Genomic DNA, 20,245 nt, shown 5'->3' on the forward strand with positions numbered 1-20,245 from the left:
TCAGGGGGTGCGCCGGGTTTCTCGTCACCGGATCCGCGCTCGCCGCGGGAGACTTCCACCATGAGCACGCCAGAGAAGCGGATCTCGTACCAGCCGACCCCCGGCCTCTCCTACGATCCCTCGGAGGCGAGGTACTGGGACCCCGCGGCGCTCGACGGCGAGGTGAGGCGCGCGTTCGAGATCTGTCACGGCTGCCGGATGTGCTTCAAGTACTGCGACACGTTCCCGAGCCTGTTCGCCCTCATCGACCAGAAGCACGACGGCGACGTCCTGAAGCTCTCGCCGGGCGAGGTGAACGACGTCCTCGACACGTGCTTCCAGTGCAAGCTCTGCGAGGTGCAGTGCCCGTACACCCCGCGCGACGGGCACGAGTTCCAGCTCGACTTCCCCAAGCTCGTGCACCGGTACCGGGGCGTCCGCCAGAAGGGGAAGCCGCGGAGCCTCCGGCAGCGCGTGCTCAACGATCCCGACCGCGCCGGCAAGATGGCCCGCCTCTCCCTGGGGCTCGCGAACGTCGCGAACCGGACGCGCCCGCTGCGCGTCCTCATGGAGAAGACGGTCGGGATTCACCGGGACAAGCTGCTGCCCGCCTTCGCGCCGCGCGCGTTCGACGTGTGGGCGGAGGAGCACGGATACGTGAAGGCCGAGCCGGGCGGCGAGGCGGTCCTGTTCCAGACCTGCTTCGTGCAGCACAACGAGCCGGAGCTCGGGAGGGACGCGCTGTTCGTGCTCCGGAAGAACGGGGTCGACGTGTCCGTCGTGAAGGGGCTCGCCTGCTGCGGCATGCCGGCCTGGGAGGCGGGCGACCTCGAGTCGCTCCGCGCCTGGGCGCGGAAGGACCTCGACCTCCTCGGGCCGTACGTGGAGCGCGGGGCGAAGGTGCTCGTGGTGAACCCGACCTGCTCGATGATGATGCGCCGCGAGTGGCCGCACCTCGTCGAGCCCGCAGACCGCCCGCGCGCGGAGAAGCTCGCGGCGGCGGTGATGGACGTCTCCGAGTTCCTCTGGTCGATCCGCAACGAGCCGCGCTTCCAGACCGACTTCAAGTCCACGCCGCCCGGCGGGAGGGTGGCGTACCACGCACCGTGCCACCTCCGGGCGCAGGGGATCGGCTTCAAGGGCCGCGATCTCGCGCGCAAGCTCCCGGGCGTCACCGTGAGCGGCACGGTGATGGAGTGCTGCGGCCACGACGGGACTTACGCGATGACGGTGGAGGGCTTCGAGCCGTCGCAGCGGGTCGGCGCGAAGGCCTTCGCCGGGATGAAGGCCGCCGAGGCGGAGGTCTGGGTCACCGACTGCCCGCTCGCGGCGCTCCAGTTCGAGCAGCACGCGGGGAAGAAGCCGCTCCACCCGGTGACGCTCCTCGCGCGCGCGTACCGCGGCGAGGGCTTCGAGGCGCGCCGCGGCCCACCCGGTGCGCGCGGTGACGGAGGTGAGTCATGAGGCCGGTGCGGCGGGAGGAGCTCCTCGAGCTCGCGATGTACGAGCGATCGCGCGCCGAGATCCGCACGGCCATCCTCGAGGCGAAGCGCAGGCGGCGGGTGCACGTCGCGGGCGTGCTCACGTTCCTGTTCGAGAACACCGCGACGATCCGCTACCAGATCCAGGAGATGATGCGGGCCGAGCACATGGCGAAGGAGGAGGACATCCGCCACGAGCTCGAGACGTACAACGAGCTGCTCGGCGGGCAGGGCGAGCTCGGGGTGTCCCTCCTCATCGAGATCCCGGAGCCGGAGCAGCGGGACGCCAAGCTGCGCGCCTGGACCGCGCTGCCGTCCCACCTCTACCTCGAGCTGCCGGGCGGCGAGCGCATCCGACCGCGGTTCGATCCACGACAGGTCGGGGACGACCGGCTCTCGTCGGTCCAGTACCTCAAGTTCGACGTCCGCGGCACGCCGCCCGTCGCAGTCGGCGTCGACCTGCCCGGGCTCGAGGGGCGCACGGAGCTCGACGCCGAGCAGCGCGACGCGCTGGCGCAGGACCTCGCGCAGGAACCTGGATAGCGCGCGCTCGGCGGTCTCACCCGGCGGTTCATCCCGCGCTCGAAGGACTCCCACCTGCACTGCGCTTCGCCCACAATGGGCGCAAGACGGTCGGGGGCGCTCCTTGCGCCGAGGCCGGAGGGGGAGCGATGGCCGGGTATCATCCGCCGCAACGTGCGGTCCGCGCGGCGGTCCTGTGTGGCGCGCGGTGGCTCGAGGGGACCTTCCACGTCCCGCAGCGCCACGCGTTCGACGATCACCTCTCCAACCCGCGCGCGTTCCTCGCCCTCACCGACGTGGTCCTCGGCGGCGGTCCGCCGAGGCCATTCCTCGCGCTCCGCTCGGCGGTCGCCCAGGTGGTCGTCCCGCAGGTTCCCGTCGAGGCGCTGCTGCTCGCGGAGCTCCCGAACGCGAAGCTCCGCGAGGTGACGTGCTACCTCGAGCGCGTCGCGCTGCACGGCAGCGTCGCGCTGCTCCCGGGCGTCCGCACGAGCGACTTCCTCGCGCACCAGGACGGCTTCATCACGCTCCGGAGCTGCCGGATGGTGCCCGGGCTCGGTGGGCGGACCGAGCCGCTCGGCGCGGTGCTCGTGAACGCCGCCTCGGTGATCGCGGTCGCGGAGGACCGGTCCGGCGCCGTCGCGCCGCTCGCGACCCCCGCCCCGGGCGCGCTCCGCGCTCCCGCCTGATCGCACGGCCGCCCGCCCGGCGTATCGCCCGCCGCGGTCGCCCCATCTCGGCGCCACGGCGCGCCGCCGTTGGCCGTATGTCCCCGGCTCCGCGTGACCCCGCGCCCGGAGGCGCCATGGAGTACGTCTCGATGCCCGGCCTGCCGTTCCCCGCCTCTCGCGTCGCCCTCGGCACGTGGGCGATCGGCGGGTGGCTGTGGGGCGGCACCGACGCCGCGGACGCGATCCGGACCATCCACGCGGCGCTCGACCTCGGCGTGAACCTCGTCGACACGGCGCCGGTGTACGGCTTCGGGCGCGCAGAGGAGCTCGTCGGCGAGGCGCTCGCGGCATCCGGGCGACGGGACCGCGTGCTCGTCGCGACGAAGTGCGGCCTCGACTGGACGCGCGGCGCGCTCCGGCGGGACGCGTCGCCGGCGCGGATCGCGCGCGAGGTGGAGGACTCGCTGCGGCGGCTCCGGGTGGACGTCATCGACCTGTACCAGGTCCACTGGCCCGACGCGGGGGTGCCGCTCGACGAGACCGGGCGCGCGCTCGAGGGCCTCGCGCGTGCGGGGAAGATCCGCGCCATCGGCGTGTCGAACTTCACGGCGGCGCAGGTCGAGCGGTTCCGGGCCACGGCGCCGGTCGCGACCGTCCAGCCCCCGTACAACCTCTTCGAGCGCGGTATCGACGCCGAGCTCCTCCCGTACTGCCGGAAGGAGGGGATCGCGACGCTCGCCTACGGCGCCCTCTGCCGCGGCCTCCTCTCCGGGCGGATGGCGCCCGGCACGACGTTCCAGGGCGACGACTTGCGGCGCGGCGATCCCAAGTTCCGGCCGCCGCGCTTCGCCCAGTACCTCGCCGCGGTCGCCGCGCTCGACGCGCTCGCGCGCGACCGGTTCGGGCGCACCGTGCTCGAGCTCGCCGTCCGGTGGTTGCTGGACCAGCCCGGCGTGTCGGTGGCGCTCTGGGGTGCGCGGCGGCCGTCGCAGCTCGACCCGGTTCCGCGCGTGTTCGGGTGGCGCCTCGACGACGCGGCCCGGGCGCGCGTGGACCAGATCGTGCGCGAGCACGTCACGGACCCGGTGGGCCCGGAGTTCATGGCCCCGCCCGATTCGGCGTGACCCGAGTCCCCTGGCGACGGGGATTGCCGTGCGCCCGCCCGGCCGTTAGGTCAGCATCAGGGCGGCCGGTGCCGCCTTCTTGGAGGTCCGACAGATGCGCCACGCCCCGAGGCTGCCCCGCGCCCAGGTGATCGCGATGACCCGTCGCGATCCCATCCTCGGCCCGTGGGATGGCTGGACGCCGGTCGTGATCGCGCTCGCCGTGCTCCTCCTCGCGCTGCTCGGGCGGTAGCCGCCCCCGCGAGGATCACGCGACGTCGCGGAGCGTCTTCGCGCCGAGCCGCCGGCGCAGCGCGAGGAACAGCTCGGCGGTGGCGATGGCGTCGGTGAGCGCGTCGTGCTGCCCGTAGTCCGGGAGCCCGAGCTTACGCCGCGCGGCGAGCAGGTTCAGGTCCGGCTCCTGGTCGGGCGCGTCGGGGTGGATGAGGCGCGCCCGCTTCGCGACCTTGAGGAGCAGCGCCACCGTGTCGACGATCGGCGGATCCGGCCAGCGGCGGCCGACGCGCTTGTACGCGCGCTTCAGGAACGCGACGTCGAGGGCCGCCTGGTGGACGAGCAGCGCGCCCTCGGTGATGCGCGCGTGGATGCGCTCGATCACCTCGGCGAGCCCCGGCGCGCCGGACACGTCACCGGGGACGAGCTGGTGCGCGCGGATCGAGCCGGGATCGATGTGGTCCGCGCCCTCCGGGCGGACGAGCGAGGCGAACGTCTCCCCGAGCCGGACCCCGCCGGCGCGCACCGGGATCATGCCGACCGCGAGGATCGCGTCGGTGCGCGGGTCGAGTCCGCCGGTCTCGAGGTCGAGCGCCCAGTAGACGACCTCGTCCCAGGGCGGCGAGGGCCAGAGCACGACCCTTCCTAGCACGGTCGCCGCGGCGCGGGACGGCGGCAGGGCGGGCGATCGGCGCATCCGATCGCAGGGTCGATATCGCCCGCGGCGATATCGGACCGCCGGTACGCCCCGCCGGGTCGCCCCCGGGTCCCGTGCCCCCACGACGGGGGTGCGCGTGACGCGCAAGAATGCGAGTGACTTCTGAGTTCCGGCCTGAGAGCGTGAGGGGCGTGAACTCGCACCTGTCGATCGCCCCCCGCGAGGGCGCGCGACCGGCGCCGCTCGACGTCACCGCAGGGGATGGCGAGCGGGCGCCGCGCCGAGTGGACCTCGGAGAGGTGCGGTCGGTGCTCGACGAGGGCCGGTTCGCCTCGGCCTACGAGCCCATCGTCCAGACCCGGAACGGACGCACCGTGGCGTTCGAGGCGCTCGCGCGGTTCCGCCGCAGGGACGGCCGCGCGATCGCTCCGGCGCCCGTGTTCTCCCTGCTGCACGCCGATCCGGCGCTGCTGCTCCGCGCGGAGCTCACGGTCAAGCTGCACCAGGTGGAGCACGCGCCCCGGTCGGCGCTCTTCGTGAACCTCGATCCCGACTGCTGGGCGCGCGCGGGCGACGCCGACCGGAACCCGTTCCTCGCCCTGTTCGCGTCGGCGCGGTCGAGGATCGTCGTCGAGGTGACGGAGGCGCTCGCCTGCGGGGACGCGTACCGCTCCCTCGACATGATCGGCGCGCTGCGGCGCCGCCGCCTTCCGGTCGCGCTCGACGACGTGGGCGCGGCCGGCGGCCTGCTCTCGTTCGACGCGCTGTCCGAGGTGCAGGTGATCAAGTTCGACCGGACGCTGCTCCCGCGGCTCCGTCACCCGCGCTGCCGCGCGCTCGTCGTGGCGCTGACGCGCATGGCGCGCGAGACGGGAGCGCACACCGTGCTCGAGGGCGTCGAGACCACGGCGGAGTTCGTGGTCGCGCGCGATCTCGGGTTCGACCTCGTGCAGGGCTATCTCTTCCGGGACCGGATGCGCCTCGCCGGACGGTAGCGCTCGCGTCAGACCGCGCGGAGCAGCAGCGCGAGGTCGTCCACCGGCAGCTCCTCGTTGCGCGCGGCCTCGCCGGCGTCCGCGAGCACCTGCACGCCGCGCCGCAGGATCGCGAGCGCGTTCTCGAGGTCGCCGTGGCGCACCGACACGAGCGCCTCCGCCTCGAGCCGCCGCCACATCTCCTCGCAGTGCGCGAGCAGCCCGGAGCCCTCGCCGTGCTCGCGCGCGATCGCGGCGAGCTGGATCGTCGCCGCCGCCTGTGCCTCGCAGATCGTGCTGCAGCTCGTCACGCGCGTCCCTCGGAGGAGCGAACCATGCCCGGCGGGGCCGGTCAGGTACTCCCGCAGTCGCCGGGAATCTAGAGCGCGGCCCGCGGCGCAGCCATCGCACGACCCGGAGACAGAAATCCCCCGAGGTCACCCGACGGGAGCGCGGTCAGAACAGGTCGGTGCGGTAGTGGTACGAGGCCCGCTCCTGCCAGACCTCGATCGCGCGGAACGTGTCGCGCAGGCGGCTCCGCTCGATGGACGACAGATCCGACAGCGACACGACGTTCGTGGGCGGGCGCCCCTCGGAGATCATCCGGATCTGCTCGCGGAGGCGCAGCCGCAGGAGGTACCGGTACGCCTCGGACAGGGTCTCGCAGGTGTCCTTCGCGATGAGCCCGCTCTGGAACGCGGCGGCGAGCCGCTCGAGCGTGTTCGACGATCGGGCGCCGGACTCGATGCCGTAGACGCGCGCCAGGAAGACGATGGGGCTGATGCCCTTGAGCTTCAGGTCGAAGCGGTTCGAGTCGCCGCGGAGCCGGAGCATCAGCGTCCCGGGCGGCTGGAACGTGAGCGCGCTCTTCGCCATCGCGGCGAGGAAGGTGCGCGCGCCGCGCGCCCGCTGGACGACCTTGTCGAGCGGCGCGAGGTCGAGCGCGCCGTGCGCGGCGCGGAAGTCGAAGAGGATCGACGCCTCGAGGAGCGCCTGCGGCGTGGGGCGATCGAGCCAGCCGCGGAACCGGTCCTCCCACTCGACGAGCGGCGCCTTCCAGTTCACCGCCATGTACCCGCCCGGGCAGCGGGGGAACCCGGCCGCCTGGAGGTCCGCGTTCACCTTCTCCGCGAGCGCGCCGAAGTAGGTGCGCGCCTCCTCGGTGTCGTCGCCCCACACGAGCGCGTTGTCCTGATCCGTGAGGAGCGTCTGCTCCATGCGCCCCTCGGAGCCGAACACCATCCACGCGTAGGGCGTGGGTGGCGGGCCGAGGTCGGCCTCCGCCCACTTCAGGATCCGGCCGAGCAGCGTGTCGTTGAGGCGCGCCACGAACCCGCCGATCACGATCGGCTCGAGCCCGCCGGCGAACAGCGCCGACGCCATCTCCGAGACCTTCCGGCCGTAGCCCGGGAGCGCGTCGCGCCCCTGGAGCCGCTCGACGCGCTTCATCACCGCGACCGGGCCGGCGGCGGTGCACTTGAGGAGGTCGGTCGCGGAGACGACGCCCACGATGTCCGCCCCGCGCACGACGGGCAGGTGATGCATCCCGGAGTCGAGCAGGATGCGCCACGCCTCGTAGACGGGCATCTCCGCGGGCACGGTGCGCAGCGGCGCGGTCATGACGTCGACGACGCGCGTGTCGGGGCCGCGGCCGGAGGCGAGCACGCGCTCGCGGAAGTCGCGGTCGGTGACGATGCCGGCCGGCTCGGAGTCGACGATCACGGATCCGACCGCCTTCTCGGACATGAGGCGCGCCGCGTCGCCGACGGTCGCGTCCTGGCCGATCCGCACCGCCGGGCCGCGGACCAGCGACGACACGGGCACGGCGAGGTCGGGCTGGAAGCTCGCGACCTGCGATCGCTCGAGGGAGTTCTTGAGGCGCTCCGCGAGCCCCGACGCGAAGTGGCCGGCGAACGCGGCGTCGCCGAGGAGCGCCTGGAACTGCTTCCGCGGGAGGCGGTACGCGAGGAGGTCCTCCTCGACGGTGACGTCGATGGTCGCCTTCCCGGAGATGAGGGAGGTGAAGCCGAAGATCTCGCCCTCCTCGAGCACCTGCAGCGTCTGGGCGTCGCGCTCGAGCCGGACCGCGCCCTTGCGGATCACGTAGAGGTGCTCCGAGGGCATCCCTCCGCGGGTGAGGAGCCTCGTCCCCGCGGCGTAGAAGACGATCTCGAGGGCCTTCGCGGCCTCCTGGAACGCCGCCGGCGTGAGCGCGTCGAACGGCGACGTCGCGCGGACGAACGCGACCGGGTCGAGGGCGGCCATGGTGCGGGGGAGGATAGCAGACGACCGCCGGCGAGGCGCCGCGGCTCCGCCGCGCAGGCCCGCTTCTTGCGAGGATTCGCCCTGGATGTTCCGTACGCCCGTCCGTCCGGGGTAAGAAGGCCGCAGGCCGTCGTCGAACGAAGACAGGAGTGGCCGAATGCGCACGCGCCTCGTCGCCGTCCTCGCCGCCGCCGGCGCGCTCGCCCTGGCGACGCCCGCCCGGGCGGACGTCTCGCCGAACTCGCCCTGGTCGCTCACGCTCACCGTGTGGGGCGGTGTGTCCCGCTACGACGTGCTCGGCCTCGCGCACGGCGTCTCCTCCGTGCAGAGCCAGGACGGGCGAGACCTCCTGCAGGGCGACTTCGACGCGTACGGCGGCGCGGCGGTCCTGCGGCTCGGCTGGCTCGACCTCGGCGGCCTCTACGAGGGCGCGCTCCTGAGGTCGCGGTCGGACAGCGCCGTGGTGACGCCGCTGGTGGGCGTCGCGCTGAACCTCACGGACTGGCTCCGGCTCGACCTCCTCGGCGAGCTCGGCGGCCACCGCATCTCGAACATCGGCCTGTCGCAGGACCTCGACCCGTCGCAGGCGAAGTCGGTGTGGCTGCCGTACGTCGGCGTCCGGCCGACCCTGGCCTTCCGCGTCCCGTTCGGCCCGGCGCGCCTCGTCCTCTCCGCGGCGCCGTTCGCGCGCTGGGACCTCGTCCAGAAGCAGGTCACCGTGAACGTCTCGGGGACGACCACGCAGCGGAACACCTACGACGTCGGCGGGTCCACCTACGGGGTCGTGGGTGGGATGGGCATCGAGCTCTGAGGTCCACGGGCGCCGGCCGGAAAGCCGTGGACGGCAGCGGGGACGAGCGGTAAAGACCGGCCGATGCCTCTCGCCGTCATCCCCTGGTTCGAGCTGCCGAGCTTCAGCCTCGGCCCCTTCACGGTGCAGTCGTTCGGGATCCTCTCCGCGATCGGGATCCTCGTCGCGGTCCAGCTCGCGGCGAAGGGCGCCCGGGAGCTCGGGAAGGACCCGCAGGTCATCCTCGACTTCTCGGTGGCGGGCGTGCTGACGGGCGTCCTCTTCGGACACCTCGTGCACCTGCTCTTCTACCACCGCGAGGAGCTCCAGGAGCCCCTCCGGATCCTGAAGTTCTGGGAAGGGCTGTCGTCGATGGGCGGCCTCCTCGGCGGCATCCTCGCGGCGGTGGTCTGGTTCACGCGGAAGAAGGTCCGCTTCGCCGACTACTCCGACGCGTTCGCGCTCGGCATCGCGCCGGGCTGGGGGATCGCGCGGGTGGGCTGCTTCACGGTGCACGACCACCCCGGCATCCACTCCAGCTTCTTCCTCGCGGTGAACTGGAACGACGGCGGCGGGCCGCGCCACGACCTCGGTTTCTACGAGGCGATCTTCCTGTTCGCCATGGGCGCGCTCCTCTGGACCCTCCACCGGCGCGGCGTGCTCCGGGGACGGCTCCTCGCGCTCCTCGCGCTCCTGTACGGCGTGACGCGGTTCCTCCTCGACTTCCTCCGCGCGCGGCCGGGCGAGGTGCCCTACGCCGACGGGCGCCAGTGGGGGCTCACGTTCGCGCAGTGGTTCTGCTTCCTCCTCGTCGCGGGCGGCGTCCGCGGGCTCCTGCGCAACCGGCCGCCGGCCGCCGCCTCGCCCGGCCGGCGCTCTGCCGCCAGCGCGGCGGGGTGATAGAACTCGGGGGATGCCCCCGGACGACCGCGCGCTCGCCCGCTCAACCGCCCTCGCGCGCGGCGGGGAGCCCGCCGGCCCCGCCGCCTCGATCGCCGACGCGGAGGCGCGCCTCCGCGCCGTCGTCGCGGAGGTGACCTCGCTCGACGCCGACGTCGAGGCGCTCTCGGGCGCGCTCGCGGCCTTCGGCCGGAGCTGGGAGCACGGTGTGGGCGCGGCCTTCGCCGAGCTCGCCGCGGCCGAGCGGCTCGTCGGAAGGCTGCGGCGCCTCGAGGAGGCGCTCCTCGCGCTCGCCGAGGCGATCGGGGCGGGCACGATCGCGGAGCCGGGCGCGAGCGCGGGACGGCGGCGCGCGAAAGGGCGGCGGGCGGCGGCCCGCGCCGCGGCGCGGGAGACGCCGCCCGGGTGGGACCCGGCCGCCGGCGAGCCCGGCGCGGAGGGCGCGGAGGAGGGGACGGCGAGCGGCGACGCCGGCGAGGACGGGCCGCCGGAGCTCGAGGCGGACGCCCTCGTCCTGAAGCGGCTCTACCGCCGGCTCGCGCGCGTGCTGCACCCGGACCTCGCCCGGGACGGGGGAGAGGCGGCGCGGCTCTCGGAGCTGATGGCGCGAGTCAACGCCGCGTACGCACGCGGCGACCGGACCGCCCTCGAGGTGATGGCGGAGCGGGTCGGCGCGGGCGAGCCGCCGGGCGAGCTCGGCGACGCGGAGCGGCTCCTCCACCTCGAGCGGCGGATCGCGACGCTGGCGCGGATCGCGGCGTCGCTCCGGCGCGAGCGCGAGCGGCTCGTCCGGAGCGACACGCACCGGCTCCGCGTCGAGGCGGAGCGGCGCGCCGCCGACGGCGGCGACCTCGCGGCCGAGACGCGGGCAGAGGTCGAGGAGGAGGCCGCCGCGGCGCTCGCCGACGCGCTCGCGCGGCTGGATCGCGTCACGGCAGCGGCGCGCGCGATCGCGCGCGCGAGGAGGACGGCGATGGGCCAGATGGAGCGTCGGGGACCGACGGGCGCGCGGCGGGTCTTCGATCCGCTCGCCGAGAGCGAGCTCGTGCGGCGGAGCGCGGCTCGGCTCGACCGGCGCCGCGCGACCGCGGACGCCCGCGCCCTCGCGCGGACGCTCGAGGATCAGGCCCGCGCCGCGCCGTGGGACGTGGCCCTCACCTGCCTCGCGTTCCTCGCGGAGGACGCGGGCGGGCGCCCGCCGGACGCGCTCGCGACGGCGGCGGGGTGGGCGGCGCGCTGGGACCGGATCCGCTCGCCGTGGCCCGGCGCGCCCGAGCTCGCCCGCGCCCTGTCACGGCTCCCGCGCCACCTCGCGCTCGGAGCGCGCGCGGACGGCGACGCGGTGCTCGCCGGACCGCAGCTCGCCACCGCGGAGCTGGCGGCCGGCGTGCGCCTCGCGCTCGACGCGGCGCCCGTCGCCGCCATCGCGCGGCAGGTCCTCGCGGCGCTCGGTCCCGAGGAGAGGTGCGCCGCGTGCGGCGCCGAGGCGCCGGCGCTCCACCTCCATCGCACGCGCGGGCTCGACACGCTGCACGGCCTCGCCTGCGCGGGCTGCGGCGCGATCCTGCGGAGCTACTGGAGCTACGGCGAGGTGGACGGGCTCGAGGCCCTGGCGCCCCACGCGCTCCGCCTCGGGCTCGTCGCCGAGGTGACGGCTTCGCTCGCCGGCACCACGCTCGGGTTCCAGATGCTGCCCGCGGAGGCCGAGGGCCTCACCGTGGCGCGCCTGCGCCGGCGCTTCGCCGACCTGTACCTCGCCCCTTACGACGTCGCGGTCGCGCCGGAGGCGGTCCGGGTCACGGCCGCGGGCGGCGCGCTCGCCGACGGCGCGCGCCTCGCCGGGAAGGGCCGGCTCGCGCTCGCGCTCGAGCCCGGGGCAGGCAGCACCGCGGAGGAGCTGCTCGAGCTCCTCCGCGCCCGGATCGAGCGACGCTTCCGGCCGTAGGTCGCGCCCCGCCGGGGCTTTCGCGGTCCGGGCCGCCTGCTCTCGTCCGGGCGGCAGGGCCTCTTCCGGGCAGCCGTGCGGCGCGGCGCCGATACATGGTCGCGTTTAGGTTGGATCCCGGAGGCGGACGCATTCCGCCGCGGAGGTCCCATGAAGCCCTGTTCCCTGTGCGCGACGCCGATCGAGGAGGGCGCGTCCGTCTGCCCGCACTGCGGAGTCGCCGGAACCGGCGAGACGGGGCCTCGCCGCCCGTCGAGAGCGGTCCGCCTCGTCGCGGCGGCCGCGACGCTCGCCGCCGTGGCGCTCGTGGCCCTGCCCGCCGTCGCGCGGTGGCGCGCCTCCGACGCCTGCGCGCCGCGGAGCTGGCTCGACTGGCACGTCGCGATGAAGAAGGCGTGCCTCACGCCGGAGTACGTCTGCGAGAACATGACCTCGGCGAAGCTGCTCGCGGACCCGGAGGTCGCGGCGGCGTACCGGAGCGCGCTCGAGGCGGGCGAGCCCGGGGCCATCGACCATCTCGACGCGCTCGTCGGCGGCATGCGCTCCGACTACGGCTGTGACGGCGCGACGGGTGAGGCGCACGCCGGCGCCGTTCCGTCGCTGCCGCCCGGGCATCCGCCGATCGGCGACGGCGCGGAGCGGTTGCCGCCGGGGCACCCGCCGATCGGCGGCGAGGACCGCCTTCCCCCAGGGCACCCGCCCATCGGGGGCGGTGGCCGCCTTCCGCCCGGGCACCCGCCCATCGGGGGCGCGCTGGCGCCGATGTTCGACGCGCCGAGCGTCGTGACGATCTGAGCCGGGCGACCTGAGCCGGCCGACGTCACGATCCGGGACCCTCCCGGCGGGGCGCGCGGCGGAGTGACCAGGGGGATTGCGCCGCTCCCACCGGGGTCTGTAGAACACGGGGCCAAGGCACCCCGTGACCACGAGCCGAACCATCCTGCTCATCGAGGACGACCCCGGGATCCGCGACAGCGTCGCGGAGTGCCTCGCCTCCGAGGGTTACGCCGTGAAGCCCGCCGCGAACGGCGTCGAGGGGCTCCGGTGGCTCCGGAGCGAGCCCCGGCGGCCGAACCTCATCGTGCTCGATCTCGTGATGCCGGTGATGAACGGCGCGCAGTTCATCGCCGAGCTGCGGGGGGACCCCGGCCTCCGGGACGTCCCGGTGGTGCTCATGACCGCGGCGATGCCGTCGACCGGGATGCCGATCCCTCCGGCGAACGGGTACCTCTCCAAGCCGTTCGAGCTGAACGATCTGCTCGACGCGATCGAGCGTCACGCGGTCTCCGTCGGCGCCTGAGGGTCCCGCCGCGGCTGGCCCGCGGCCGCTAGGCGCGGTACAGGATCGGCATGCGCGTCCTCGTCACCGGCGGTACCGGCCTCGTCGGCGGCGCCGTCGTTCGCGAGCTCCTCTCCCGCGGCCACGCCGTCCGGCTGTACGCCCGCGCGACCAGCGACACCGCCAGCCTCGAGGCGGCCGGCGCGGAGGTCGCCCGCGGCGAGCTCGACGATCCGGCGGCGATCGGCGCGGCGCTCCGGGGCTGCGAGGGCGTCGTCCACACCGCCGGCGTGGTGGGGTTCGCGCCCGGGATGGAGGACGTCCTCGAGGCGGTGAACGTGCGCGCGGTCGAGACGGTGCTCGGCGCGGCGCTCGACGCCGGCGTGTCGCGGGCCGTGCTGACGTCGTCCACCTCGGTGCTCGGCGGGACCCGCGCGCCGAAGGTCGCGGACGAGGCGACGCCGGGGAACGCCGAGGCGCTCGGGCTCCCGTACTTCGTCTCGAAGCTCCGCGGCGAGCGGACCGCGCTCGCGCTCGCCGCGCGCGGGCTCCCGGTGGTCGTCGTGCGACCCTCGTACGTGCTCGGCCCGGGCGACGTCCACTCGTCGTCGGCGTCGATCCTCGTGGCGCTCGCGCGCCGGCGGATCCCGGCGTACGTCGAGGGCGGCGTGTCGTTCTGCGACGTGCGGGACGTCGCGGCGGGTCACGTCGCGGCGCTCGAGCGCGGGCGCGCCGGGGAGATCTACATCCTCGGGGGCCACAACCTGACGATGACGGAGATGATGCGGCGCGCCTGCGCCGTCGCCGGGGTGCCGCCGCCGCGGCGCGTGCCGGTGCCGGTCGCGCTCGGGTTCGCGTGGCTGCAGGAGACCGCCGCTCGCGTGTACCGCCGCAGGACGGGGATGACGCGGGACCTCGTCCGGGCGAGCGCGCTGTACACGTTCGTCTCGTCGGCCCGGGCGGAGCGCGAGCTCGGGTACAGGATCCGCCCGTTCGAGGACATGGTGACGGACACGCTCCGCTGGGCCGTCGAGACCGGCCGGCTGCGGGCCGAGACCGCGGCGCTCCGGGCGGTGGCCGGGGGCGGGTGACCGGTGATCAGGGGCCGTCGCCGGCGCCCGCCGCGCGGCGGGTGAAGGCGGCGGCGGCGAGGAGCGCGAACGCCCAGGCGAGGCCGGCGGAGTAGCCGCCGAGGACGTCGCTCGGGTAATGGACGCCGAGGTACACGCGGGACGCGCCGATCGCCGCGAGGAGCGCCGCCGCGAGGAGCGCGATCAGGACGCGGTCGGCCCGCCGCCGCGCGAGCACCGCCACGAGGACGGCGGCCGTGCCGTAGATGGCGGCGCTCGCGAGCGAGTGCCCGCTCGGGAAGGAGTAGCCGCCCACCTGCACGAGGCGCGGCACGGCGCTCGGCCGCGTCCGCTCGAACGCGCTCTTGAGCGCGGAGGTGAAGGCCATCGCCCCGAGCGCGGCGACGACGAGCAGGAGCGCGCTCCGCGGGTGTCCGAGGCGGCGGAGGGCGAGCGCGAGCAGTCCCGTGAAGAGCGCGAGGACGATGCCGGAGCCGAGCGCGGTCACGTCGAGGGCGGCCGCGGTCAGCGTCGCGCTCCGGTGCGCCGCGACCGCCCGGACCACCGCCGCGTCGAGCGGCGAGAGCGGTCCGAGCTCTCGCGCGATGGCGACGAAGACCGCGAGGCACGCGAGCCCGAGCGCGGCGGCGAGGTAGAACGCCGGCCGGCCGCGTACCGCGTCGACGACGCCGCGGACCATCGCTGCTAGTCCGCCTCGCGCGTGGCGCCGTCGCCTCCGCTCGCCTCGACCGCCACCTGCGGCGGCACGCGGATCCGCACGAGCCGGACCACGCGCGGCGACGCGTCGACGATCTCGATCTCGGCGTCCTCCGTCCGGAGCCGCGTCCCGCGCTCCGGCACCGCGCCGGCGAGCGCGATGCAGAGGCCCGCCACCGTCGAGTACCCGTCGCCCTCCGGCAGCGAGAGCTCCAGCGCGCGGTTCACCTCGCGGATCGGCGCGTCTCCGCGCACGAGCGCCGCGCCGCCCGGCTCGCGGTGGAACAGCGCCTCCGTCTCCTCCTGCTCGCCGACGATGTCCCCGACCAGCTCCTCGACGAGATCCTCGAGCGTGAGCAGGCCCGCGACCCCGCCGTGCTCGTCGACGACGACCGCGATCTGCGTGCGGCGCCGCTGCAGATCCTTCAGCACGTGGACCGCCTTCGCGCTCTCCGGCACGAAGTGCACCGGGCGGACCAGGTCCGCGAGCACGATGAGCTCCTTCTCCCAGGCCATCGCGGCGAGGTCCTTCGCCATGACGTAGCCGACGATGTTGTCGAGCGTGCCGTCGTACACCGGCATGCGCGACCGCCCCTCCTCGAGGAGCAGCCGCTTCAGGTCCTCCGGCGCCGCATCGCGCGGGAGCGCGGCGATGCGGCTCCGCGGCACCATCACGTCCGCGGCGGTCAGCTCCCGGAACGCCAGCGCGCGGGAGGTGATCTCCGCCGTCGGGGCGTCGAGCGCTCCCACCTTGCCCGCCTCGTCGACGAGCTGCTCGAGCTCCTCGGCGGAGAGGCGCGCCTCGGTGAAGGTCGTCCGGTCGCCGAGGGGACGGAGGAGGACGTTCGACGACGCGGTGAGCAGCCACACGATCGGCCGCGCGACGAACGAGAGGCCGAGGAGCGCGCGCCCGAGCAGCAGCGCGTACCGCTCCGGCGCGCGGAGCGCGATGGACTTCGGGACGAGCTCCCCCAGCACGAGCGAGAGGTACGAGACGAGAGCGACCACGAGGGCGAAGGCGATCTGCCCGGCGTACGGGGCCAGCAGCGGGACGCGCGCGACCCACGGCGCGACCTGGTTCGACAGTGCGGCGCCGCCGAACGCGGCGGCGGTCGCCCCGACCACCGTGATCCCGATCTGCACCGTCGCGAGGAACCGCTCCGGCTGGTCCCTGAGGCGCTTCACCGCGCGCGCGGACGCGCGGCCGTCCTCCACGAGCTGGGCGAGGCGCGTCTTGCGCACCGCGATGATGGCGATCTCCGCGCCGGAGAAGACGCCGTTCGCAAGCACCAGCGCCAGGACGATGATCAGCTCTTTCGCGGCTTCGGTCAGGGCGCCTCCTCCGCGGGGCTCTTCACGGGCGGGGACTCGTCATCGCCCGCCGGGAGGTTTACCTCAATGCCTCTCCAGACGCCGGGACCATTCGCGGCGCACGCGCGGGGGCGGGACATGATCGTGGACACGACCGGTCTACCGGCGGCCTTCGAGCGCAGCTTCCCGGTGTGGGGCGGCCCGGCCGAGCGCCTGCGCTTCCTGCTGTCGTGGGCGATCCTGGCACCCTCGCGCCACAACGCGCAGCCCTGGACCTTCGAGATCGAGGGCGACGAGGTGCGCGTGTACGCCGACGCCTCGCGCGCGCTCCCCGCCGCGGATCCGGACGGCCGCGAGCTCACGATGGCGTGCGGCGCGGCGATGGTGAACCTGCAGCTCGCGGCGGCGCACTTCGGCCACGCGACGTCCGTCGAGGTGCTCCGCGAGCACCGGCGCGACGGCCTGCTGGCGCGGATCCGGCTCGAGGAGCGCCGCGCGTTCACGCCGGAGCTCGAGGAGCTGTTCCAGGCGATCCCGCACCGCCGCACGAACCGGCTCCCGCTCGACGGCCGCGAGCCGCCGGATGGCCTCGTGACCCAGCTCCTCCGCGAGGCGCGCCGCGAGGGCGTGTGGCTGCGTCCGGTGGAGCAGAGCCAGCGCCGCGCGATCGCCGAGCTCGTCGCGGAGGGCGACCACCGCCAGTGGGACAGCGCCCGCTTCCGCGCCGAGTACGCCGCGTGGAGCCGCGCCAACGACACGACGCGCCTCGACGGGATGCCCGGCTACGCCAGCGGCCGGAGCGACGCGGCGGCGATCCTCCACCCGCTGCTGCTCCGCTTCGCGAACCCGGCCCGCGCCGAGGCGGAGCGCGATCGACAGCGCGCGCTCGGCACGCGCGCGCTCCTCGTGCTCTCGACGCCGCGCGACGGCAAGGAGGAGTGGATCGCCGCGGGCGAGGCGCTCCAGCGCGTCCTGCTGCGCGCGACCGCGGCGGGCCTCTACGCGTCGTACCTGAACCAGCCCATCGAGCTGCCCGAGCTGCGGAGCCGGCTCCGCGACGTCCTGGGCGAGAGCGGCGTCCCGCAGATCATGCTCCGGCTCGGCTACGGGCTGCAGGTGAGGCCGACGCCGCGGCGGCCCGTCGAGGAGGTCCTCCGGCGGCTCGAGGTGCGGTCGCGGCGGCCGGCGCCGCTCGCGCGCCGCGAGCCGGTCGTCGCGCAGCCCAGGCCGGCGACGAGCGTCGAGGCGGCGGTGCCGAGCACCGTTCATTGAGCGGGGGCGTACCGCCCCGGCCCGCCGGCAGAGCCGTGGGGGCCCAACTCCTGCTGCGCGGGGCCCGTGACGTCGCGTGCCCGCGTTCGCGGGCACGCGCGACGTCCCCGCGCATGGAGGAGCGGCGGGGGCGCCGTTCTCGCAGGGCCACGTCCGCGTCCGGGAGCGACGGAGGACTTCAGCCGGTCTCGGCCGGGAGCGCGGCCTTGCCCGGAGCGTACCGATCCATCCAGCCGTCCCCGAACACCCTCCGCGCCGAGATGATGTTGTGCCGCCTGCAGGCGATCCGGACGTTGTCGACGGTCGACGCGCCGCCGAGCGCGACCGGCTCGATGTGATCGAATTCCAGCTGGTGCGTGGAGCCGCAGATCTCGCCGGAGGGGAGCCGGAACTGGCAGCGGCCGCCGTCCCGCTCCATCACCGCCCGCTTCACGTGCGCCGGGATGTGATCGGCCTTCGCCGGCCGCGGGGTCTTCCGTGGCTTCGCGACGAGGCCCTTCCGCTTCGCGGCCTCCTCGAGGAGGAGGTCGAGGCCGGCCTCGAGGAGCTCCTCCTCCGTCGCTCCCGGGCGTGCGTGGGCGAGCGCATCCCTCGCCGCCTGGAGCTTCTCGAGGAAGCGATCGGAGACGGTGAGGTGGAACCGGCGCAGGTCCGCGGTGAGAGGAACGACCTCGGCGGGCCTGTGCGTGCGGGCAGAAGTGTTGACTTCACGATCAGTGAGTTCGCTTGACGAACCAGGTGTGCAGTTCCCCGCCGGCCCGACCTCGAGCGGAAGGGCCGGGCGTGCGAAGGCGGGGCCGGCGGCGACCTCGGAGGGCGCGGTCCGCACCGGAGAGACGATGGTCCGGGTCGGCGGCGCGGGATGCGGCTGGAGCTCCGCGACGACCTCCATCGCCTCTCGCCGGGAGAGCCCGAAGAACCGGGGCAGCACGGTCTCCCAGTTCTGCGCGGTGACCACCCGGGCGGCCTCGACGATGGAGGTCAGGCAGAGCCGACCCTCGCCGAGCGCGTCGCCCACCGCGGGCACCTCTTGGATCAGCTCCGCCGCGACCTTGCGGTACTGGGCCGCCGCCTTGGAGAGCCGAAGCTCGCGGTGGAGGTACGCGAACAGCGAGGCGTGCCCGAGCGTCATCCACGCCCTGCGCCGGTCGAAGTCAGCGAGCGCCACGAGGAACGCGCCGAGGGCGGAGTGCTCGCGCCGGAGGAGGGAGGCGAGGTTCGCGGAGAGTGCGCGTGCGGTGTCCATGAAGAGCACTCTCGCACGGGTTTTCGAGGCCTCCTGGAACGCCCGGGAAGGACCCGCTGACGAGCGAACGCGGAGGGGCGTCACGCGCACCCCTCGGCAACTTCCAGCGCAGCACGCCGGCGAGCCAGCGCTCCAGCAGCGCCGTTCTCGCGTGAGCCCGAGCGCGAGCGGCGGCTTTCGCCGCCCGGGCGTCAAGCGTGGCGTGGCGTTCCTGTTGGGTGCGACCGAAACTGATCCGCGCTGCGCCGGCGGCCGTGCGGATCGTAATTCACTGAGAGTGGTTCATCTGGCGAACTGCTGCTCGCCGGCCCACGGCTCGGCACACACGGACCCTCGTCGCATCGTTCGAACATCGAAGCCCGTTCCCGCGTGGACGCTCCCGCGCGCCCCGCGGCTCGGCTCAGCTGAGCTCCGGATCGCTGGCGCCACAACACAGGCTTCTTGTGGGCCGATCCCCACCGCGACGTCCCGTCCACGCGGCCCCGCCCCGGCCGTCCCCGTCTTCTCAGCCCCTTCCCCGCTCACCCATCGGTCACGCATCATCCCCACGACGACGATTGCCGACCCTCGCGGAGACATGTGGGAGACATGTGATGAATCGTCAGGCCCTGCTGCGCAGGGCCCCTCTCGCTCTCACTTCACCAGCATCAACCGGAAGAGCCGCGTCACCTCGCGGGACCGCGCCTCGTGCAGCGGATCCGAGGCGTCCCGCGCGCGCGGATGCGTCGGGCGCGCCTCGCGCATCGCGGCGATCGCGAGCCCGGCCCGCGCCGTGAGCCGCTCGACGTGATCCGGCTCCCGGAGCCCGAGCCGCTCGGCCAGATCGGACAGGACGAGCCACGCCTCGCCGCCCGGCGCGAGCCGCTCCGGGATGCCGAGCACGAGCCGCTCGAGGAAGGCGCCGCCCGGATCGTACACGGCGCGATCCAGCGGTCCGTGCGCGGCCGCCGGCACCCACGGCGGGTTCGAGACCACCAGCTCCGCGACGGCGGCGGGCGGGAAGAGATCCGCCCGGACGACCTCGACGCGGTCGGCGACGCCGAGGCGGTCGACGTTCTCGCGCGCGCACGCGACGGCGCGTGGCTCGAGGTCCGTCGCGGTGACCCGCGCCCCGGCGCGGGCGAGGACGATCGCGAGCACGCCGGTGCCGGTGCCGACGTCGAGCGCGCGCTTCCCCGCGACGGGCCACTCGCGGGCCGCGGCGGCCACGAGGTCCACGTACTCGCCGCGGATCGGCGCGTACACGCCGTAGTGCGGGTGGATCCGGTCCCCGCCGAGCGCCGGGATCGGGAGGCCGCGGCGTCGCCACTCGTGAGCGCCGACGATTCCGAGGAGGTCGCGCAGCGGGAGGACCGCGTCCCCGCCCGGGGGCGCGCCGAGCGCCTCCTCGCAGGCCACGCGAACGTCCGGCGCGCGGCGCAGCCCGACCGTCCAGCCTTCCCCGAGCGGGACGAGCAGGCGGCCGAGGATCTCGTGCTCGAGGCGCACCGTCTCGCGCTCCGCCCGGAAGAGCCCCGCGGGATCCGCCGCGCGAGGGGCCCGCGGCGCGATCCGCCGCGCCATGGCGGCGAGCAGCTGGCGGGCGTTCTGGTAGTCGCCGGCGTAGACGAGCGCCTCGCCACGGCGCACCCGCGCGAACGCCTCGGCGGCGCGGGTGCGGTCGTCCGCGACGCCGATCCGCCTCGGCGGCGACGCGCCCGGTGACACCCAGTGCGCGACGTGCTCGCCCGCGGCGTCTCGCCACGAGACCCGGGGCGGGCTCGGTTCGGGGGGCGTGTCGGTGGGGTCCGGCATCGGCTTTCCGTGCGGTTCGAGGGCCGGCGGGGCG

General features: G+C 74.8%; 20 protein-coding genes. 13 read left to right on the forward strand and 7 right to left on the reverse strand.

The genetic code is table 11. The annotated features are described in order from the left end of the window. Window positions 1–60 precede the first annotated feature (60 nt). The 5 genes from AMOR_RS17240 to AMOR_RS17260 all read left to right on the forward strand — a co-directional run bounded on the left by AMOR_RS17240 (window position 61) and on the right by AMOR_RS17260 (window position 4,009). Window positions 61–1,443, forward strand: coding sequence for a heterodisulfide reductase-related iron-sulfur binding cluster (locus AMOR_RS17240; RefSeq protein WP_248352803.1), 1,383 nt, complete (start codon window positions 61–63; stop codon window positions 1,441–1,443). Continuing rightward, the gene (locus tag AMOR_RS17245) at window positions 1,440–2,003 is read left to right on the forward strand and encodes a DUF3501 family protein (RefSeq protein ID WP_248352804.1); all 564 of its coding nucleotides are present in this window, start codon (window positions 1,440–1,442) and stop codon (window positions 2,001–2,003) included. Before AMOR_RS17240 ends, AMOR_RS17245 begins: the two co-directional genes overlap by 4 nt. 128 nt (window positions 2,004–2,131) lie before the next feature. Continuing rightward, complete coding sequence (locus AMOR_RS17250) at window positions 2,132–2,671, forward strand: hypothetical protein (protein WP_248352805.1); 540 nt, start codon at window positions 2,132–2,134, stop codon at window positions 2,669–2,671. Between the two features lie 116 nt (window positions 2,672–2,787). Next, entirely contained in the window at window positions 2,788–3,777 is a 990-nt protein-coding gene (locus AMOR_RS17255) for an aldo/keto reductase (RefSeq protein WP_248352806.1), read from the forward strand. A 94-nt stretch (window positions 3,778–3,871) separates the two neighbouring features. After that, window positions 3,872–4,009: a hypothetical protein gene (locus tag AMOR_RS17260; RefSeq protein WP_248352807.1), complete on the forward strand. Its 138-nt coding sequence runs from the start codon at window positions 3,872–3,874 to the stop codon at window positions 4,007–4,009. Window positions 4,010–4,024: 15 nt separating this feature from the next. Here AMOR_RS17260 and AMOR_RS17265 read toward each other — a convergent pair whose 3' ends face one another. Beyond that, window positions 4,025–4,687, reverse strand: a complete 663-nt coding sequence (locus AMOR_RS17265; RefSeq protein ID WP_248352809.1) for a 3'-5' exonuclease — start codon at window positions 4,685–4,687, stop codon at window positions 4,025–4,027. A gap of 152 nt (window positions 4,688–4,839) precedes the next feature. Between AMOR_RS17265 and AMOR_RS17270 the strand changes: the two genes are divergently transcribed. Beyond that, complete coding sequence (locus tag AMOR_RS17270; protein ID WP_248352810.1) at window positions 4,840–5,643, forward strand: EAL domain-containing protein; 804 nt, start codon at window positions 4,840–4,842, stop codon at window positions 5,641–5,643. 8 nt (window positions 5,644–5,651) lie between these two features. Here AMOR_RS17270 and AMOR_RS17275 read toward each other — a convergent pair whose 3' ends face one another. Beyond that, entirely contained in the window at window positions 5,652–5,933 is a 282-nt protein-coding gene (locus tag AMOR_RS17275) for a hypothetical protein (protein ID WP_248352811.1), read from the reverse strand. Between the two features lie 145 nt (window positions 5,934–6,078). Continuing rightward, the gene (locus AMOR_RS17280) at window positions 6,079–7,887 is read right to left on the reverse strand and encodes a DUF294 nucleotidyltransferase-like domain-containing protein (RefSeq protein ID WP_248352812.1); all 1,809 of its coding nucleotides are present in this window, start codon (window positions 7,885–7,887) and stop codon (window positions 6,079–6,081) included. A gap of 157 nt (window positions 7,888–8,044) precedes the next feature. Between AMOR_RS17280 and AMOR_RS17285 the strand changes: the two genes are divergently transcribed. From AMOR_RS17285 to AMOR_RS17310, 6 genes are all read left to right on the forward strand, one after another. Further along, window positions 8,045–8,698 carry a hypothetical protein gene (locus AMOR_RS17285; protein ID WP_248352813.1) on the forward strand — a complete coding sequence of 218 codons (654 nt, stop codon included), beginning with the start codon at window positions 8,045–8,047 and terminating at the stop codon, window positions 8,696–8,698. Between the two features lie 63 nt (window positions 8,699–8,761). Continuing rightward, entirely contained in the window at window positions 8,762–9,577 is an 816-nt protein-coding gene (locus tag AMOR_RS17290) for a prolipoprotein diacylglyceryl transferase (protein WP_248352814.1), read from the forward strand. Window positions 9,578–9,590: 13 nt separating this feature from the next. Further along, a complete protein-coding gene (locus AMOR_RS17295) occupies window positions 9,591–11,522 on the forward strand; it encodes a J domain-containing protein (protein WP_248352815.1) in 1,932 nt (643 codons plus the stop codon). Window positions 11,523–11,672: 150 nt separating this feature from the next. Beyond that, the gene (locus tag AMOR_RS17300) at window positions 11,673–12,317 is read left to right on the forward strand and encodes a zinc ribbon domain-containing protein (protein ID WP_248352816.1); all 645 of its coding nucleotides are present in this window, start codon (window positions 11,673–11,675) and stop codon (window positions 12,315–12,317) included. A gap of 124 nt (window positions 12,318–12,441) precedes the next feature. Then, window positions 12,442–12,822 carry a response regulator gene (locus tag AMOR_RS17305; RefSeq protein ID WP_248352818.1) on the forward strand — a complete coding sequence of 127 codons (381 nt, stop codon included), beginning with the start codon at window positions 12,442–12,444 and terminating at the stop codon, window positions 12,820–12,822. A 50-nt stretch (window positions 12,823–12,872) separates the two neighbouring features. After that, window positions 12,873–13,892, forward strand: a complete 1,020-nt coding sequence (locus AMOR_RS17310) for an NAD-dependent epimerase/dehydratase family protein (protein WP_248352820.1) — start codon at window positions 12,873–12,875, stop codon at window positions 13,890–13,892. Between the two features lie 7 nt (window positions 13,893–13,899). On the opposite strand, the gene AMOR_RS17315 is transcribed toward AMOR_RS17310, so the two are convergent. Continuing rightward, complete coding sequence (locus tag AMOR_RS17315; RefSeq protein ID WP_248352822.1) at window positions 13,900–14,571, reverse strand: phosphatase PAP2 family protein; 672 nt, start codon at window positions 14,569–14,571, stop codon at window positions 13,900–13,902. A 5-nt stretch (window positions 14,572–14,576) separates the two neighbouring features. Next, a complete protein-coding gene (locus AMOR_RS17320; RefSeq protein ID WP_248352824.1) occupies window positions 14,577–15,878 on the reverse strand; it encodes a hemolysin family protein in 1,302 nt (433 codons plus the stop codon). Window positions 15,879–15,986: 108 nt separating this feature from the next. Between AMOR_RS17320 and AMOR_RS17325 the strand changes: the two genes are divergently transcribed. After that, entirely contained in the window at window positions 15,987–17,171 is a 1,185-nt protein-coding gene (locus tag AMOR_RS17325) for an Acg family FMN-binding oxidoreductase (RefSeq protein WP_248352826.1), read from the forward strand. A 178-nt stretch (window positions 17,172–17,349) separates the two neighbouring features. Here the strand turns inward: AMOR_RS17325 and AMOR_RS17330 are convergent, their stop codons facing one another. Beyond that, on the reverse strand, window positions 17,350–18,417 hold the full coding sequence (locus tag AMOR_RS17330; RefSeq protein ID WP_248352828.1) for an HNH endonuclease: 1,068 nt from the start codon (window positions 18,415–18,417) through the stop codon (window positions 17,350–17,352). A 633-nt stretch (window positions 18,418–19,050) separates the two neighbouring features. After that, window positions 19,051–20,211, reverse strand: coding sequence for a N5-glutamine methyltransferase family protein (locus AMOR_RS17335; protein ID WP_248352829.1), 1,161 nt, complete (start codon window positions 20,209–20,211; stop codon window positions 19,051–19,053). Window positions 20,212–20,245 lie beyond the last annotated feature (34 nt).

This window comes from Anaeromyxobacter oryzae (genome assembly GCF_023169945.1).
GTDB classification, from domain to species: domain Bacteria; phylum Myxococcota; class Myxococcia; order Myxococcales; family Anaeromyxobacteraceae; genus Anaeromyxobacter; species Anaeromyxobacter oryzae.